Consider the following 17,172-nt stretch of genomic DNA (forward strand, 5'->3'; position numbering starts at 1 on the left):
TATGACGATCTACAACTTCAGCGCCGGCCCGGCCGTGCTGCCCAGGGACGTATTGCAGCAGGTGCAGGCCGAACTGGTCGACTGGCACGGCTCCGGCATGTCGGTGATGGAAATGAGCCATCGCGGCAAGGAATTCATGGGCATCGCTGCCGAGGCGGAAGCCGACCTGCGCGAGTTGATGGGAATCCCCGCCAACTACAAGGTGCTGTTCCTGCAGGGCGGCGCCTCCTCGCAGTTCGCCATGGTGCCGATGAATCTCCTGCGCGGCAAAGTCTCCGCCGATTATCTCAACACTGGCGAGTGGTCGAAGAAAGCGATCAAGGAAGCGAAGAAATACGGTGCGGTAAACGTGGTGGCGACGAGCGAAGACAGGAACTTCAGCTATGCGCCGGCGCAGGATCAGTGGAAGCTCGACCCTAATGCGGCCTACGTGCACTACACACCGAACGAAACCATCGGCGGGGTGGAAATCTTCTGGACGCCGGAGACCGGCAGCGTACCGCTGGTGGCGGACATGTCGTCGACCATCCTGTCGCGCCCGATCGACGTATCGAAGTTCGGCGTGATCTACGCCGGCGCGCAGAAGAACATCGGCCCGGCCGGGCTGACCATCGTCATCGTACGCGACGACCTGATCGGCGAGACGGTGAAAGGCACGCCGACCATGTTCGACTACAAGATCCACGCCGACAACGACTCGATGTACAACACGCCGGCCACCTTCGCCATGTACACCGCAGGGCTGGTGTTCAAGTGGCTGAAGGCGCGCGGCGGTCTCGCCGCGATGGAAAAGACCAATCGCGAGAAGGCCGGCCTGCTGTACGACACCCTCGACGCGACCGACTTCTATGCCTCGCCGGTGGCGAAGGAAAACCGCTCGCTGATGAATATCCCCTTCACCTTGAAGGACGCCGCGCTCGACGAGGCCTTCCTCAAGCTCGCCAAGGAGCGTGGTCTCTTGCAATTGAAGGGACACCGCTCGGTGGGCGGCATGCGCGCCTCGATCTACAACGCGATGCCGCTCGAGGGGGTGCGCGCGCTGGTCGACTGCATGCGCGAATTCGAGAAAAGCCATGGCTGATGCGCGCAAGGTGCTCACCCTCAACGCCATTTCCGCGCGCGGATTGGCGCGGTTGCCCGAGCATTACATCGTCGGCGGCGACATTGCCGACCCGGACGGCATCCTGGTGCGTTCGGCCAACATGCACGAGATGGAGATTCCCGCCTCGGTGCAGGCGATCGGCCGCGCCGGTGCCGGCACTAACAACATCCCGGTGAAAAAGCTGTCGGAACGCGGAGTGCCGGTGTTCAATGCGCCGGGCGCTAACGCCAATGCGGTGAAGGAACTGGTGATCGCCGGTATGTTGATGGGCGCGCGCAATCTGGTGCCGGCGCTGAAGTTCGTCGAAGGCCTGGCCGGCAGCGACGAGGAAATGCACAAGGCGACCGAGGCCGGCAAGAAGCAGTTCGGCGGCATGGAACTGCCGGGCCGCACGCTCGGCATCATCGGTCTTGGTGCGATCGGCTCCTATATCGCCGAAGCCGCGATCAAGCTCGGCATGAACGTGGTCGGCTTCGATCCTGCGATCACGGTGGACGCTGCCTGGCGCCTGCCGTCGCAGGTCAGGCGCGCCGAGAGCGTGGAAGAAGTGCTGCGCCAAGCCGACTTCGTCACCCTGCACGTGCCGCTGCTGGATACCACGCGCAACCTCATCGATGCCCAGCGTATCGGCGTCATGCGCAGCGGCGCGGTGCTGCTCAACTTTGCGCGCGAGGGCGTGGTCGACAACGCCGCCGTGATCGAGTCACTCGATGCCGGCAAGCTGCATGCCTACATCTGCGACTTCCCGGCGAATGCGCTGAAGGGCCATGCCCGGGTCGTCGCGCTGCCGCATCTGGGCGCCAGTACCTCCGAGGCCGAAGAAAACTGTGCCGTGATGGTGGCGGAGCAGCTTACCGACTACCTGGAAAACGGCAATATCCGCAATGCGGTCAACTTTCCCAATGTCAAACTGACGCGCGAATCGGCGTATCGCATCGCGATCGCCAATGCCAACGTACCCAACATGGTGGGACAGATTTCGTCGGTGCTGGCCGCCGCCGGACTCAATATCCACAACATGGTCAACAAATCCAGGGGCGACATGGCCTATACCCTGACCGATGTCGACAGCGCGGTGAGCGATGCCGTGATGCGCCAGCTGGCCGGGATTGCCGGCGTGCTTGCGGTGCATTATCTGCCCGCAGCCTGACCCGATGGATGAGGAACTGAAGGCGCTGCGCGCGCGCATCGACGGCATTGACGACAGCTTGCTGCAGCTGGTTTCCGAACGTGCACGCCTTGCGCAAGCTGTCGGCCGTGCCAAGAACGGCGAAAAGATCTATCGTCCCGAGCGTGAAGCCCAGATCGTGCGCCGCCTGCGCGAAACCAACCCGGGGCCGCTCGACGGCGACACCGTCGAGCGCCTGATCCGTGAAGTCATGTCGGCCTGCCGGGCGCTGGAACAGAATATCCGCGTGGCCTACCTGGGCCCGGCCGGCACCTTCAGCCAGGCGGCCGCCTACAAGCACTTCGGGCATGCCGTCGAGGCGGTTGCCGAAGCCGATATCGACGCCTGTTTCCGCGCCGTCGAAACCGGACGTGCCGATTTTGCCGTGGTGCCAGTGGAAAATTCCACCGAGGGTGCGATTTCGCGCACGCTCGATCTGATCGTCGCCAGCCCGCTCAGGATCTGCGGCGAGATCATGCTGCCGATTCACCAGAACCTGATGCGCAAAAGCGCAGGCCTGGAAGGCATCGAGCGCGTCTATGGCCATGCCCAGTCGCTTGCACAGTGCCAGAACTGGCTCAACCGGCACCTGCCCCGGGCCGAGCGGGTGAGCGTCGTCAGCAACAGCGAAGGCGCGCGCCGTGCCGCTGCAGAACCCGCAGCCGCCACGCTTGGCAGCGATGCGGCCGCGGAGCTGTATGGCCTCGCCATCGTCGAGGCGCGGATCGAGGACGAGGCCGGCAATACCACCCGTTTTCTCGTTCTTGCGCCAGCCGATGCCGCGCCGTCCGGTCGCGACAAGACCTCGCTCGTCGTCGGCGTGCACAACCAGCCCGGCGCCATCGTCAAATTGCTGCAGCCGCTGGCGGACGCCGGGGTTTCCATGAGCAAGCTCGAATCGCGCCCGGCGCGTTTGGCCAACTGGGAATATCTCTTCTTTATCGTCTGCGAAGGCCATCGGCAGGATGCCAGGCTCGCCGCCACGCTCGCCGAAATCGAGTCGCGTGCCGCCTTCCTCAAGATTCTCGGTTCCTACCCCGCTGCACAGTCATGAATTGTTGCGATCTCGCTCCCGCCCACATTCGCGCCATCGCCCCTTATCGCCCCGGCAAACCCATCTCCGAACTTGCGCGTGAACTGGGGCTGGACGAGGCCGACATCGTCAAGCTGGCGTCGAACGAAAATCCGCTCGGCCCCAGCCCTGCCGCACTGGTTGCGGCGCAGGATGCGCTGCACGACATGGCCTTGTACCCCGACGGTGCCGGCTTTGCGCTGAAGGCGGGGCTATCGGCGAAGCTGAGGGTCGCGGCGAATCAGATCGTGCTGGGCAACGGCTCGAACGATGTGCTGGACATGGCCGCGCGTGCGTTTCTCGGCCCGGCTGCATCGGCGGTGTATGCGCAGCATGCGTTCGCCGTTTATCCCATCGCCACGCTGACCGCGGGGGCGGCAGGCATCGAGGTGGCGGCCAGGGATTACGGCCACGATCTCGATGCCATGCGCGCGGCGATCCGCGACGACACGCGGGTGCTGTGGATCGCCAACCCCAACAATCCGACCGGCACCTTCCTGCCGTGGGCGCAGATCGAGGCATTCCTCGAAACCGTGCCGCCGCAGGTGCTGGTGGTGCTGGATGAGGCCTACGGCGAATACCTGCCGCCGGCCGAGCGCTGCGACACCGCGGCCTGGCTGGCGCGCTTTCCCAATCTGTTGATCAGCCGCACCTTTTCCAAGGCGTACGGCCTGGCCGGACTGCGCGTCGGCTACGGCCTGGGCAGCGCCGGCGTGATCGATCTGCTGAACCGGGTGCGCCATCCCTTCAACGTCAACGCGCCTGCACTCGCCGCAGCTGAAGCGGCGCTCGGCGATGCGGCGTTTCTGGAGCGCAGCTATGCGTTGAACACCGCCGGTATGGCGCAACTGGTGGCAGGGCTGGCCGAAATGGGTGTCGAAACCGTGCCGTCGAAAGGCAATTTCCTGCTGGCCAAGGTCGGCGCTGCCGCGCGGATCAACGCCGAGCTACTGAAACGCGGCGTGATCGTGCGGCCGGTCGACAATTACGGCCTGCCCGAATTCCTGCGCGTGTCGGTCGGGCTTGCCGCGCAGAATGCCCGTTTCCTCGATGCCCTGAGAGCGTGCCTGTGATCGTCGAAAAGCTTGCCGTCGTCGGCGTCGGCCTGATCGGTGGATCGTTTGCAGCGGCATTGAAACAGGCCGGTGCAGTGCGCGAGGTGCTGGGGGTGGGGCGCAATCCGGCGACCCTGGAAGCCGCGCTTGCAGGCGGTCTGATCGACCGCGCCGCCGGCTGGACGGAAGCCGGGCAGGCCGACTGCATCCTGTTGGCGTTGCCGGTGGGAGAGACGGAGGCGATGCTCAGGCAACTCGCGCCGCACCTGAAGGAGGGTGCCGTCGTCACCGATGCCGGCAGCACCAAGCTCAACGTCGTCGCGGCGGCGCGTGTCGCCCTGGGTCCACGCTTTGCCGATTTCGTGCCGGGCCATCCCATTGCGGGCTCCGAACAGTGCGGTCCCGGCGCCGCGCGCGCCGATCTCTATCGGGGCAAGCGCGTGGTGCTGACGCCGCAGGCCGACACGCGTGCCGATGCGGTTGCTACCGTGCGCCTGCTGTGGGAGGCCGCCGGGGCGCAGGTCGAAACGCTGGAGGCCGCGCAGCATGACCGCGTGTTCGCAGCGGTGAGCCACCTGCCGCACCTGGCAGCGTTCGCGCTGGTGGACGAGCTGGCGCAGCGCGCCGACGGCGACACCTGCTTCCGCTTTGCCGCCAGCGGCTTCCGCGACTTCACCCGCATCGCCGGCAGCAGCCCGGAGATGTGGCGCGATATCGCGCTGGCGAACCGGGAGGCGCTGCTGGCCGAACTGGATGCCTACCTCGCATCGCTGCAAGCACTGCGCCAGGCAGTCGATGCGGGAGATGCTGATGCATTGTTGAAGATGTTTTCGCGCGCCCGCAATGCCCGCGAAAACTGGATTAAGACTCAGGATTCTTGATGGATTTTCTCGATTTACCCGCAAGCGGCGAGGCGCGCGGCACAGTGCGCCTGCCGGGCTCCAAAAGCATTTCCAACCGCGTGCTGCTGCTGGCGGCGCTGGCGCAAGGCACGACGATCGTGCGTGCGCTGCTCGATTCCGACGATACCCGGGTCATGCTCGACGCCCTGCGCGCGCTGGGTGTCGGTGTGGCACGGGTGAGTGATTCCGACGATTACGAGATTACCGGCGTCGGCGGCGCGTTCCCGCTCAAGCGGGCCGAACTGTTTCTGGGCAATGCCGGAACCGCGTTCCGCTCGCTGACCGCCGCGTGCGCCTTGTCGGGCGGCGAGTATGTATTGAAGGGTGTGGCGCGGATGCACGAGCGGCCGATCGGCGACCTGGTCGACGCCTTGCGGCGGCTGGGGGCGCACATCGACTATCTCGGCGTGGAAGGCTTCCCCCCGCTGAAAATCCATCCCGCAGAGATTGCCGGCGATGTCACCGAGGTGCGCGGCAACGTGTCGAGCCAGTTCCTCACCGGTCTGATGATGGCGTTGCCGCTGCGCCAGCGCGACACCACGATCGAGGTCGTGGGCGAGCTGATTTCCAAACCCTACATCGGCATCACGCTGGCGATACTGCGCCGCTTCGGAGTGGAGATCGCGCGCGACGGCTGGCAGCGCTTCGGCGTGCCGGCAGCGGCACGCTACCGGAGTCCCGGCGAAATCTGGGTCGAAGGCGATGCCTCGTCGGCGTCTTATTTCCTCGCCGCGGGCGCCATTGGCGGCGGCCCGGTGCGGGTGGAGGGCGTCGGCCGCGACAGCGTGCAGGGCGATGTGCGCTTTGCCGACGCGCTGGCGTTGATGGGTGCGGGGATCGAAATGGGGCCGAACTGGATCGAGGCGCGCGCACCCAGATCGGGCCGGCTCAAGGCGGTCGACCTCGACTGCAACCACATCCCTGACGCCGCGATGACGCTGGCGGTGGCGGCGCTGTTCGCCGACGGCACGACCACGCTGACCAACATCGCCAGCTGGCGGGTCAAGGAAACCGACCGCATCGCGGCGATGGCGGCCGAACTGCGCAAAGTCGGCGCGACGGTGGAGGAAGGCGCGGATTACATCCGCATCGTGCCGCCGGAACACCTGACTCCCAACGCCGTCATCGATACCTACGACGACCACCGCATGGCGATGTGCCTGTCGCTGGTGACGCTCGGCGGCGTGCCGGTGCGCATCAACGACCCGGCGTGCGTGAACAAGACCTTCCCGGAGTATTTCAGGGTTTTTGCCGGGATTGCCCAGTGACGCCGCCCATGCCCCCCATCCCCGTCATCACCATCGACGGCCCGTCGGCGTCGGGCAAAGGCACCGTGGCGGAGCGGGTCGCCGCTGCACTCGGTTTTCATTTCCTCGACAGCGGCGCGCTGTACCGGCTGACCGCGCTGTCGGCGATGCGTCACGGCGTGGCGCTGGACGATGCGGCCCGCGTGGCGGAACTGGCGGCCACGCTGCCGGCGGCATTCCGCGACGGCTCGGTGTGGCTGGCGGGAGAGGACGTGACCGACGCGATCCGTGCCGAGGCGGTGGGCGACGGCGCATCGAAAGTGGCGGCGCTGCCAGCGGTGCGCGCGGCGCTGCTCGACCGCCAGCGTGCCTACCGCCAGACGCCTGGCCTGGTGGCTGACGGCCGCGACATGGGGACGGTGGTATTCGCCGATGCGACGGCCAAGATCTTCCTCACCGCCAGCGCCGAGGCGCGTGCCGAGCGGCGACATAAGCAGTTGATCGAAAAGGGGAACTCTGCTAGTCTACCGGCCCTTGTTGCGGATATGCAGGCCCGCGACGCGCGCGATACCGGTCGCGCCGTTGCACCGCTGAAACCCGCGCCGGATGCGCTATTGCTCGACACGACCCGGATGGATGTCGAGTCGGCGGTGCAGGCGGTGCTGAGCCACTACCGCGGCAGGTAATGCATCAAGCTTGATTTCGATTCGTGTCGGTCCGCGCCCGCTGGCCGACGATGTGCAACCAACCCCGTCCTTGCCGACGGAAATGAAGGTTTTTTAATGTCTACTGCTACCGCTTCTTCCGCCCCCGCTTCCATGGAAAGCTTTGCCGCCCTGTTCGAGGAGTCCCTCTCGCATCAGGAAATGCGCCAGGGCGAAGTCATCACCGCTGAAATCATCGATATCGACCACAATTTCGTGACGGTGAATGCCGGCCTCAAATCCGAGAGCCTGATTCCCCTCGAAGAGTTCAAGAACGACCAGGGCGAGATCGAAGCCAAGATCGGCGATTTCGTGTCGGTCGCCATCGAGTCGATCGAAGACGGTTTTGGTGCGACCAAGCTGTCGCGCGAGCGCGCCAAGAAGCTGGCCGCGTGGCTGGATCTGGAAGCCGCGATGAACGAAGGCCGTATCGTCACCGGCATGGTGCAGGGCAAGGTCAAGGGCGGCCTGACGGTGCTGGTGGGCGGCCTGCGCGCCTTCCTGCCGGGTTCGCTGGTGGACATGCGTCCGGTCAAGGACACCACGCCCTTCGAATACAAGGAAATGGAATTCAAGGTCATCAAGCTCGACCGCAAGCGCAACAACGTGGTGGTGTCGCGCCGTGCCGTGCTGGAAGAGACCATGGGTGCCGACCGCGAAGCAATGATGGAGAACCTGAAGGAAGGCTCCATCGTCAAGGGTGTGGTCAAGAACATCACCGACTACGGCGCGTTCGTCGACCTGGGCGGCATCGATGGCCTGCTGCATATCACCGACATGGCCTGGCGCCGTGTCAAGCACCCGTCCGAAGTGGTGCACGTCGGCCAGGAACTCGAAGCCAAGATCCTGCGCTATGACACCGAGAAGAACCGCGTGTCGCTCGGCATCAAGCAGCTCGGTGACGATCCGTGGGTCGGCATCGCTCGCCGCTACCCGCAGGGCACCCGCATGTTCGGCAAGGTTGCCAACCTGACCGACTACGGCGCGTTCGTCGAGATCGAGGAAGGCATCGAAGGCTTGGTGCACGTCTCCGAAATGGACTGGACCAACAAGAACGTCAGCCCCTCCAAGATCGTCCAACTGGGCGACGAAGTCGAAGTCATGGTGCTCGACATCGACGAAGACAAGCGCCGCATCTCGCTCGGCATGAAGCAGTGCAAGTCCAACCCGTGGGAAGACTTCTCGATGAACCACAAGAAGGGCGACAAGGTCAGCGGCGCGATCAAGTCGATCACCGACTTCGGCGTGTTCATCGGCCTGCCCGGCGGCATCGACGGCCTGGTCCACCTGTCCGACCTGTCGTGGAGCACACCCGGCGAAGAGGCCGTGCGCAATTTCCGCAAGGGCCAGGACGTCGAAGCCGTGGTGCTCGGCATCGACCTTGAGCGCGAGCGCATCTCGCTCGGCATCAAGCAGCTCGAAGGCGATCCGCTGACCAGCTACGCGACCGGCCACGACAAGGGCAGCATCGTCAAGGGCACCATCAAGACCGTCGAGCCCAAGGGCGCCACCGTGCAGCTGGACAGCGACATGGAAGGCTACCTGCGCGCATCCGAAGTCTCGCGCGACCGTGTCGAGGACATGCGTAGCCACTACAAGGAAGGCGACGAGATCGAAGCCATGATCATCAACGTCGATCGCAAGAACCGCGTGATCAACCTGTCGATCAAGGCCAAGGACATGACCGAGCAGGATTCCGCGATGAAGAAATTCGCCGCCGAATCCGCAGCGGCCGCCAGCGGTTCGACCAACCTCGGCGCGCTGCTCAAGGCCAAGCTCGACAACAAGAACGCCGAGCAGTAATCCATGACCAAGTCCGAGCTGATTGCTCAACTGGCGGCGCGGCATTCGCAGTTTTCGGTTGCGGATATCGAAATGGCGGTGAAGACGATCCTCGACGCGCTGGCGAGAAACCTGTCGCGCGGCGAGCGCATCGAAATCCGCGGCTTTGGCAGTTTCAGCCTGAGCTTCCGCCCCGCCCGCCTCGGACGCAATCCCAAGTCGGGCGAGCGGGTGCAGGTGCCGGCCAAGTATGTGCCGCACTTCAAGGCGGGCAAGGAACTGCGCGACCGGGTGGATTTTCCGCTGTGAGCGTGATGCAAGGCAGGTGAAAACGGCGCATTTTGCGCCGTTTTCTTTTTTCGCCCGCCGCCACGCTTTTTGAAGCCGGCCGGCAAAGGTAGAATGGGCCCAATCTCACGCGAATAACCATGAAAAATCTCACACGTTATCTGGCGCTGGCGGCGAAACTGCTGGTGTTTCTGCTGGTGCTGGGTTTCGCCCTGAAAAACAGCCACACCGTCATTTTCTATTCCTATCTGGATTATGTGTGGCAAGCGCCGCTGATCGTCATGCTGGGGCTGGCGTTCGTGCTGGGCGCACTGCTGGGGGTGCTGGCCTTGCTGCCGGCCCTGTTCCGTCTGCGCCGCGCGGTTGCCCGCAAACCGCAGGTGGCCGAACCGGACACGGGCACGCAAACCGACATGCCCGTCGTGTAACGCGTCATGGAATTCGAATTCTGGTGGTTGCTGGCGTTTCCCCTATTTTTTGTGCTGGGCTGGCTGGCGGCGCGGGTCGACATTCGCCAGGTGGTGACCGAATCGCGCGCGTTGCCCAATTCGTATTTCCGCGGGCTGAATTTTCTGCTCAACGAACAGCCCGACAAGGCCATCGAGGCCTTTCTCGAAGTCGTCAAGCTCGAGCCTGAAACCATCGACCTGCACTTCGCACTGGGCGGGCTGTTCCGCCGCCGCGGCGAGATCGATCGCGCGATCCGCATGCACGAAAACCTGCTCGAGCGCGAGGGACTGGCGGAGGACCAGCGCCTGCGCGCGATGAGCGAACTGGGGCAGGATTACCTCAAGGCCGGGCTGCTCGACCGCGCCGAGCAGGTGTTCGGCAAGCTGCTGGAGACGCCGCAGCACGGGCTGGCGCGCACCTATCTGCTGGAAATCTACGTGCAGGAAAAGGACTGGCAGAAAGCCATCGACGCCGCACGCCTGCTCGAGCGGGACACCAGCAAGCCGCTCAACGCCGACATCGCCCACTTCCATTGCGAGCTGGCATTGCTAGAGGCGGCGAAGGGCAACCCGGACGCCGCCGCTGCGCACTTGCAGCAGGCGCTGGCGTCCAATCGCCAGTCTGTTCGCGCCAACCTGATGGCGGGCGACCTCGACGCGGCCGCGGGGCGGCACGAGGCGGCGATCGCCGACTGGCGCCTGGTCGAAACGCAGAGCGCGGCGTACATGGCGCTGCTGGTCGACCGCGTGCTCGGCAGCTACCGCCAGTTGGGCCGGCTGGGCGAGGGGGTGCAGTGGCTGCGCGCGCTGTTCGCCCGGCAGCCGTCGCCGGACGTGTTCAGCGCCCTTTATTTGGCGGTCTCGGAGACCGAGGGAGCGGAGGCCGCGAGCCAGCTGGCACGCGAGGAGCTGCGCCGCAATCCCAGCCTGCGCACGCTCGATCGCCTGCTCGAGGCCGAGCTGATCAAGGCCGAGCCCGAGCAGCGCGAATTGCTGCAAGTGGAAAAGAGCCTGGTGGCGTCGCACAGTCAGCGCATGATGCGCTATCAGTGCGGCAGCTGCGGCTTCAAGGCCAAGCAGTTCTTCTGGCGCTGCCCCGCGTGCGGCCGCTGGGACAGTTTCGATCCCGAGCGGCGCGAGGGGGAGAACTGAGATGCAAGTACCAAGATTCAAGATGCAAGGAAGAGCGTGAATTCGACCAAGATCATTGTGGCGCTGGACTACGCCGATGCGGCGTCAGCGCTGGCGCTGGTGGGACGGCTCGACCCGGCGCTGTGCCGGTTGAAGGTGGGCAAGGAACTGTTCACCGTGGCGGGGCCGGAACTGGTGCGCGCGCTGGTGGCGCGTGGTTTCGAGGTGTTCCTCGATCTGAAATTCCACGACATTCCCAACACCGTGGCGGCCGCGTGCCGCGCAGCGGCGGGACTGGGGGTGTGGATGATGAACGTCCATGCCTCGGGCGGCCGCCGCATGATGACGGCGGCGCAGGAGGCTTTGGCGGACCTGCCGCAGCGGCCGTTGCTGATTGCGGTGACGGTGCTGACCAGCATGGGCGCCGAGGATCTCGGCGAGGTCGGAGTGGCCGGTTCGCCGGCCGACCAGGTGCTGCGGCTGGCGCGCCTGACACAGGCCTGCAGGCTCGATGGGGTAGTCTGTTCGGCACAGGAGGCCGCGTTGCTGCGCGCCGGTCTGGGTGCGGATTTTCGCCTGGTGACGCCCGGTATCCGGCCGGCAGGGGCTGCGGCGGGGGATCAGCGCCGCGTGCTGACGCCGGTGGAGGCTTTGCGCGCCGGGGCGACTGACCTGGTCATTGGTCGTCCGATCACGGGCGCGGCCGATCCGCTGGCTGCGCTCAAGCAGATTCAATCCGACATGCAGAACTCTTAGGGGGAAGACGCAGTGAAAATTACCGTGATCGGCACCGGCTATGTAGGCCTGGTGACCGGAACCTGTCTGGCGGAAGTCGGTAACGAAGTGCTGTGCCTGGACGTCGATCCGGCCAAAATCGAGACGTTGAGGGCCGGCGGCATCCCGATCTACGAGCCGGGGCTGGAAGACATGGTGAAGCGCAACGTCGCCGCCGGCCGGCTGTTCTTCACCACCAACATCGAGGAATCGGTGGCTTTTGGCCAGATCCAGTTCATCGCCGTGGGCACGCCGCCGGACGAGGACGGGTCGGCCGACCTGCAATACGTGGTGGCCGCCGCGCGCAACATTGGCCGTAACATGACGGACTACAAGCTGGTGGTCGACAAATCGACCGTGCCGGTCGGCACTGCAGACAAAGTCAAGGCCGCCTTGCAGGAAGAACTGGCGAAGCGCGGCGTCGCGATCGAATTCAACGTCGCCTCGAACCCCGAGTTTCTCAAAGAGGGCGCGGCGGTGGATGATTTCATGAAGCCCGACCGCATCGTCATCGGCACCGACAGCGAGCGCGCCACGGCGCTGTTGCGCCAGCTCTACGCGCCGTTCCAGCGCAACCACGACCGCCTGGCGGTGATGGATGTGAAGAGCGCCGAGCTCACCAAGTACGCCGCCAACGCCATGCTGGCGACGCGCATCTCCTTCATGAACGAACTCGCGGTGCTGGCGGAGAAACTCGGCGCCGACATCGAGCAGGTGCGTCACGGCATCGGCTCCGACCCGCGCATCGGCTATCACTTCCTATATGCCGGCTGCGGCTACGGTGGCTCGTGTTTTCCCAAGGACGTGCAGGCGCTGCGCCGCACCGCACAGGAAAACGGCATCCCGCTGCGCGTCCTCGATGCGGTGGAAGATGCCAACGACGCGCAGAAACAGATCCTGATCAACAAATTGACCGCGCGCCTGGGCAGCGATCTCAAGGGCAAGCGCTTCGCCATGTGGGGGTTGGCGTTCAAGCCCAATACCGACGACATGCGCGAAGCGCCCAGCCGCAGCATGCTGGAAGCGCTGTGGGCGATGGGGGCGAGCGTGTCCGCTTACGACCCGGCGGCGATGGAGGAAACCCGTCGCATCTACGGCGAGCGCGCCGACCTCTTGCTGGTCGACAGCCCGATGGATGCGCTCAAAGGCGCCGACGCACTGCTGATCGTCACCGAATGGAAGGTGTTCCGCAGCCCCAACTTCGACACCATGAAAGCGCTGCTGAAGACACCACAGGTGTTCGACGGCCGCAACCTGTACGAGCCGCAGGCGATGCGCGAAATGGGCTTCGATTATCTGCCGATCGGACGCCAGTAAGACATGTACAAGACCATCGAAGACTGCGTCGGCAACACGCCGCTGGTACGCCTCAAGCACATGCCTGGCGTGACGTCGAATACCGTGCTGGTCAAGCTCGAAGGCAACAACCCCGCCGGTTCGGTGAAGGACCGCCCGGCGCTGTCGATGATCGAGCAGGCCGAGGCGCGCGGCGAGATCAAGCCCGGCGACACCCTGATCGAGGCCACCAGCGGCAACACCGGCATCGCGCTGGCAATGGCGGCGGCGATGCGCGGCTACAAGATGGTCCTGATCATGCCCGAGCACCTGTCGATCGAGCGCCGCCAGACCATGCGCGCCTTCGGCGCCGAACTCCAGCTGGTGAGCAGGGAAGCCGGCATGGAAGGCGCGCGCGACCTCGCCGTGGCGATGGAAAAGCAGGGCATCGGCAAGGTCCTCGACCAGTTCGCCAACCCCGACAACCCGGATGCGCACTACCGCACCACCGGCCCGGAACTCTGGCGCGACACCGCAGGCGGAATCACCCATTTCGTCTCCAGCATGGGGACCACCGGCACCATCATGGGTTGCTCGCGTTATCTCAAGGAACAGAATCCCGCCATCCAGATCGTCGGCGTGCAGCCGACCGAAGGCGCGCAGATCCCCGGTATCCGCAAATGGCCGGAAGAATATGTACCGAAAATCTGCGATCCCGGCCGGGTCGACCGCATGATCTACGTCAGCCAGCAGGATGCCGAGGACACCACGCGGCGGATGGCGCGCGAAGAAGGTATCTTCGCCGGCATCTCGTCCGGCGGCGCGCTGTGGGCGGCGCTGCAGCTGTCAAAGGAAGTCGAAAATGCGGTGATCGTCTCCATCGTCTGCGACCGCGGCGACCGTTATCTATCGACGGGCGTGTTTCCGGCCTGATGCGCTAGTGGCCAAAACAAAAACCATCTACACCTGCACCGAATGCGGCGGCACGCTGCCCAAGTGGCAAGGACAGTGCCCGGCGTGCAATGCCTGGAACACGCTGGTCGAAACGATTGCGGAGTCGGCCAAGCCGCGCTTCGCAGCGCTGGCGGCGACCAGCCAGGTGCAGATGCTGCACGAGGTGGAGGGAAGCGAGGAGTCGCGCATCGCCACCGACATCGGCGAGCTCGACCGCGTGCTCGGCGGCGGCCTGGTGCCGGGTGGGGTGGTACTGATTGGCGGCGACCCCGGCATCGGCAAGTCGACGCTGCTGCTGCAGGCGCTGGCCGGCCTGTCCGGCCGCATGAAGACCCTCTACGTCAGCGGCGAGGAGTCGGCGCGCCAGGTCGCGCTGCGCGCGCGCCGGCTCTCCCTTCCCGAGACCAACCTGCCGGTGCTGCCGGAAATCCGCCTCGAAGCGATCCTCGCGCAGCTCGCCGAGATGAAGCCCGAGGTCGCGGTGATCGACTCGATCCAGACCGTGTACTCCGAGGCGCTGACCTCCGCCCCCGGCTCGGTCGCGCAGGTGCGCGAGTGCGCGGCGCAACTCACGCGCCACGCCAAGCAAAGCGGCACCGCGGTCATCCTCGTCGGCCACGTCACCAAGGAAGGCGCGATCGCCGGCCCGCGCGTGCTCGAGCACATCGTCGACACCGTGCTGTACTTCGAGGGCGACACCGGCTCGAGTTTCCGCCTGGTGCGCGCGTTCAAGAACCGCTTCGGCGCGGTCAACGAGATCGGCGTGTTCGCGATGACCGAGAAGGGACTCAAGGGCGTGTCCAACCCCTCGGCGATCTTCCTGTCGCGCCACGGCGAACCGGTGCCCGGTTCGTGCGTGCTGGTGACGCAGGAAGGCACGCGGCCGCTGCTGGTGGAAATCCAGGCGCTGGTCGACTCGAGCCACGCGCCGAGCCCGCGCCGCCTGTCGGTCGGCCTCGAGCAGAACCGCCTCGCCATGCTGCTCGCGGTGCTGCACCGTCACGCCGGCATTGCCTGCTTCGACCAGGACGTGTTCGTCAACGCGGTCGGCGGGGTGAAGATCAGCGAGCCCGCCGCCGACCTTGCCGTGCTCGCCGCGATCGTGTCGTCGCTGCGCAGCCAGCCGCTACCCGACAAGCTGGTGATGTTCGGCGAAGTCGGACTCGCCGGCGAAATCCGCCCGGTGCAGCGCGGCCAGGAACGTCTCAAGGAAGCGGCCAAGCTCGGCTTTACCCAGGCCATCGTACCGGCCGCCAACCAGCCGAAGCAGAAGATCCCGGGGATGGCGATCCACTCCGTGCATCGGCTGGACGAAGCGATCCGTTTTTTCAGGGAAACCTGAGCCCGCTGAAAGGATGGCGAGCGCCCGGTGCGTATTCGTTATAAACCGTATAAATGATTATTTTGCGTATTCAGGATGCGGGTTGTCGGGTCGAATCAAGGCCCGCAATTCCAGAGATCGATCGTAGAAGCGCTTATCTCAGGTACGCCTCCGTGGCGTAGCGACGCATCATGCGGTGACTGTTGAAGAAGGCCGCGTTCCGGCTGATGGCGCCTTTCATGACGGCAGTCCAGCCCGCCCGGTCCCCATACCAAAGCGGTAGGATCACCTGCTCCAGCTTGTCGTACAGGGCCATGGCATCGTGCCCGTTGGCGGTCGGGGTATCGTCGCCGATGGCCCATCCTGTCACCCCTTCCAGGCAGCCTTCCACCCACCATCCATCCAGCACCGATAACTGCGGCACGCCGTTGAAGGCGGCCTTCATGCCGCTGGTGCCCGAGGCTTCCAGGGGCCGCAAGGGGGTGTTGAGCCAGAGATCCGATCCGGACACCATGTGCAGCGCCAGCGTCATGTCGTAGTCGGGCAGGAAAACCATGGGGATTTCCTCCGCCAGCTCGCGGATGTGGCGGTGAAGTGCCTCGATGAGCTGCTTGCCTGCCATGTCGTTGGGGTGGGCCTTGCCGGCCATGACGATCTGGAATGGAAACTTTCCAGCGATACGCTTGAGACGTTCAAGATCGGTGAACATCAGGTCCGCCCGTTTGTAGGCAGTCATGCGCCGCGCAAAACCGAGAATGGGCTGGTCTGCGCTCAGGCTCACCCCAGCGAGTTCCCGAACTTTGTCCAGCAGCGTCTGCTTGGCGTCCCGGTGCGCCGCCCAGAGCAAGTCGTTGGGGATGCGGTCGGCCCGGGCGAGGAGTTCCGGCTCATGGCCCCAGCCCGGTACATGCTGATCGTAGAGCGTGGCAAAGGACTTGCTGGTCCAGGTGGAGGCATGCACGCCGTTGGTGACCGCGTGCACTACATAGCCGGGGAAGATCCGGCGGGAGACTTCGGCATGACGCTTGGCCACCCCGTTCACATACTCCGACAGGTTAAGGGCCAGCCGGGTCATGTTGAGCTTTTCCTCGCCGGCCAGCAGTTTCACTGTGTCCAGGTCCAGCAGGTCACCCTGGATGCGCTGCACCAGGTCGTAATCGAATTTGTCGTGTCCCGCCTCCACCGGCGTGTGGCTGGTGAAGGTGCACAGTTGCCGCACGAGGGGTAGATCGTAGGGACTTTCTCCTGGCCGCAGGCCTTCGCGGGGGCGAGCGTAACGCCGAAGCAGTGCCAGGGTGAGGAAGGCCGAGTGTCCCTCATTCATGTGGTAGCCCATGAGCTTGAACCCCAGGGCCTGGAGCATGGCGACGCCGCCGATGCCCAGCACCACCTCCTGCTTGATCCGATAGGTATCGCCATCGCCGTAAAGGGAATGGGTGATGTCGCGGTCGCGCGGATCGTTCACTGGCAGGTCCGTATCCAGCAGCAGGATGGGTACGCTTTCGCCGATCCATGAATTCATCACGTAGAGCCAGCCCCCCACCCACACCTGGCGGCCTTCCAGTTCTAGCGCTACGGTGGCCTGTAACCGGGTCGCATAGCGTGTCGGGTCCCAATCGTCGGCAAGCTCGATCTGTCGGCCTTGTGGATCGATTGCCTGACGGAAATATCCGGCCCGGGACACCAGGGTGACCGCGACCATCGGCACACCGATGTCTGCCGCGGCGCGCAGGGTATCGCCTGCCAGCACGCCCAGACCGCCGCTGTAGGTCGGGATGTCGTTCTCCATGGCGATCTCCATGGAGAAATAGGCCACACGGGGTTTGTGGGTGTAGCTTTCAGTCTTGCTCGCGGCTTCGGACATGGGGAGAGACAGGGGATTGCGGGTGCGGCGACGGCAGTTAGGCCGGCCTGAATGATGCCGGGCGATGACACCCCGGGATATTGT

Annotated in this window: 16 protein-coding genes; 15 read left to right on the forward strand and 1 reads right to left on the reverse strand. The window is 64.9% G+C overall.

The features are described from left to right. Position 1 precedes the first annotated feature (1 nt). From serC to radA, 15 genes are all read left to right on the forward strand, one after another. The gene (serC, locus tag B059_RS0101995; protein WP_018076565.1) at positions 2-1,081 is read left to right on the forward strand and encodes a 3-phosphoserine/phosphohydroxythreonine transaminase; all 1,080 of its coding nucleotides are present in this window, start codon (positions 2-4) and stop codon (positions 1,079-1,081) included. Further along, positions 1,074-2,252 (forward strand): phosphoglycerate dehydrogenase, encoded by a 1,179-nt coding sequence (locus B059_RS0102000; protein ID WP_018076566.1) that lies wholly within the window; start codon positions 1,074-1,076, stop codon positions 2,250-2,252. Before serC ends, B059_RS0102000 begins: the two co-directional genes overlap by 8 nt. A 4-nt stretch (positions 2,253-2,256) precedes the next feature. Then, positions 2,257-3,324: a prephenate dehydratase gene (pheA, locus tag B059_RS0102005; protein WP_026177243.1), complete on the forward strand. Its 1,068-nt coding sequence runs from the start codon at positions 2,257-2,259 to the stop codon at positions 3,322-3,324. Further along, a complete protein-coding gene (gene hisC, locus B059_RS0102010; RefSeq protein WP_018076568.1) occupies positions 3,321-4,415 on the forward strand; it encodes a histidinol-phosphate transaminase in 1,095 nt (364 codons plus the stop codon). Before pheA ends, hisC begins: the two co-directional genes overlap by 4 nt. Next, on the forward strand, positions 4,412-5,278 hold the full coding sequence (locus B059_RS0102015) for a prephenate dehydrogenase (protein WP_018076569.1): 867 nt from the start codon (positions 4,412-4,414) through the stop codon (positions 5,276-5,278). Before hisC ends, B059_RS0102015 begins: the two co-directional genes overlap by 4 nt. Then, positions 5,278-6,567 carry a 3-phosphoshikimate 1-carboxyvinyltransferase gene (aroA, locus tag B059_RS0102020; RefSeq protein ID WP_018076570.1) on the forward strand — a complete coding sequence of 430 codons (1,290 nt, stop codon included), beginning with the start codon at positions 5,278-5,280 and terminating at the stop codon, positions 6,565-6,567. Before B059_RS0102015 ends, aroA begins: the two co-directional genes overlap by 1 nt. Positions 6,568-6,575: 8 nt before the next feature. After that, complete coding sequence (cmk, locus tag B059_RS0102025) at positions 6,576-7,232, forward strand: (d)CMP kinase (protein WP_038058013.1); 657 nt, start codon at positions 6,576-6,578, stop codon at positions 7,230-7,232. A 96-nt stretch (positions 7,233-7,328) separates the two neighbouring features. After that, positions 7,329-9,053, forward strand: a complete 1,725-nt coding sequence (gene rpsA, locus B059_RS0102030) for a 30S ribosomal protein S1 (protein ID WP_018076572.1) — start codon at positions 7,329-7,331, stop codon at positions 9,051-9,053. 3 nt (positions 9,054-9,056) lie between these two features. Continuing rightward, positions 9,057-9,341, forward strand: coding sequence for an integration host factor subunit beta (locus B059_RS0102035; RefSeq protein WP_018076573.1), 285 nt, complete (start codon positions 9,057-9,059; stop codon positions 9,339-9,341). A 119-nt stretch (positions 9,342-9,460) separates the two neighbouring features. Further along, positions 9,461-9,748, forward strand: a complete 288-nt coding sequence (locus tag B059_RS0102040; RefSeq protein WP_018076574.1) for a lipopolysaccharide assembly protein LapA domain-containing protein — start codon at positions 9,461-9,463, stop codon at positions 9,746-9,748. Between the two features lie 6 nt (positions 9,749-9,754). After that, positions 9,755-10,921, forward strand: a complete 1,167-nt coding sequence (gene lapB, locus B059_RS0102045) for a lipopolysaccharide assembly protein LapB (protein ID WP_018076575.1) — start codon at positions 9,755-9,757, stop codon at positions 10,919-10,921. 36 nt (positions 10,922-10,957) lie between these two features. Beyond that, complete coding sequence (gene pyrF / locus B059_RS0102050) at positions 10,958-11,656, forward strand: orotidine-5'-phosphate decarboxylase (RefSeq protein ID WP_018076576.1); 699 nt, start codon at positions 10,958-10,960, stop codon at positions 11,654-11,656. 12 nt (positions 11,657-11,668) lie between these two features. Next, a complete protein-coding gene (locus B059_RS0102055; RefSeq protein ID WP_018076577.1) occupies positions 11,669-12,991 on the forward strand; it encodes a UDP-glucose dehydrogenase family protein in 1,323 nt (440 codons plus the stop codon). A gap of 3 nt (positions 12,992-12,994) precedes the next feature. Next, positions 12,995-13,882 carry a cysteine synthase CysM gene (cysM, locus tag B059_RS0102060; RefSeq protein ID WP_018076578.1) on the forward strand — a complete coding sequence of 296 codons (888 nt, stop codon included), beginning with the start codon at positions 12,995-12,997 and terminating at the stop codon, positions 13,880-13,882. A gap of 7 nt (positions 13,883-13,889) precedes the next feature. Beyond that, positions 13,890-15,245: a DNA repair protein RadA gene (radA, locus tag B059_RS0102065; RefSeq protein WP_018076579.1), complete on the forward strand. Its 1,356-nt coding sequence runs from the start codon at positions 13,890-13,892 to the stop codon at positions 15,243-15,245. Between the two features lie 133 nt (positions 15,246-15,378). Here the strand turns inward: radA and glgP are convergent, their stop codons facing one another. After that, positions 15,379-17,088: an alpha-glucan family phosphorylase gene (glgP, locus tag B059_RS0102070; RefSeq protein WP_018076580.1), complete on the reverse strand. Its 1,710-nt coding sequence runs from the start codon at positions 17,086-17,088 to the stop codon at positions 15,379-15,381. Positions 17,089-17,172: the final 84 nt, after the last annotated feature.

This window comes from Thiobacillus denitrificans DSM 12475 (assembly GCF_000376425.1).
In the GTDB taxonomy this organism is placed as follows: Bacteria; Pseudomonadota; Gammaproteobacteria; order Burkholderiales; family Thiobacillaceae; genus Thiobacillus; species Thiobacillus denitrificans.

Coding starts and splice junctions, on each gene's coding strand:
- serC (WP_018076565.1), top strand. CDS start 2: ATGACGATCTACAACTTCAGCGCCGGCCCGGCCGTGCTGCCCAGGGAC.
- B059_RS0102000 (WP_018076566.1), top strand. CDS start 1,074: ATGGCTGATGCGCGCAAGGTGCTCACCCTCAACGCCATTTCCGCGCGC.
- pheA (WP_026177243.1), top strand. CDS start 2,257: ATGGATGAGGAACTGAAGGCGCTGCGCGCGCGCATCGACGGCATTGAC.
- hisC (WP_018076568.1), top strand. CDS start 3,321: ATGAATTGTTGCGATCTCGCTCCCGCCCACATTCGCGCCATCGCCCCT.
- aroA (WP_018076570.1), top strand. CDS start 5,278: ATGGATTTTCTCGATTTACCCGCAAGCGGCGAGGCGCGCGGCACAGTG.
- cmk (WP_038058013.1), top strand. CDS start 6,576: ATGCCCCCCATCCCCGTCATCACCATCGACGGCCCGTCGGCGTCGGGC.
- rpsA (WP_018076572.1), top strand. CDS start 7,329: ATGTCTACTGCTACCGCTTCTTCCGCCCCCGCTTCCATGGAAAGCTTT.
- B059_RS0102035 (WP_018076573.1), top strand. CDS start 9,057: ATGACCAAGTCCGAGCTGATTGCTCAACTGGCGGCGCGGCATTCGCAG.
- B059_RS0102040 (WP_018076574.1), top strand. CDS start 9,461: ATGAAAAATCTCACACGTTATCTGGCGCTGGCGGCGAAACTGCTGGTG.
- lapB (WP_018076575.1), top strand. CDS start 9,755: ATGGAATTCGAATTCTGGTGGTTGCTGGCGTTTCCCCTATTTTTTGTG.
- cysM (WP_018076578.1), top strand. CDS start 12,995: ATGTACAAGACCATCGAAGACTGCGTCGGCAACACGCCGCTGGTACGC.
- glgP (WP_018076580.1), bottom strand. CDS start 17,088: ATGTCCGAAGCCGCGAGCAAGACTGAAAGCTACACCCACAAACCCCGT.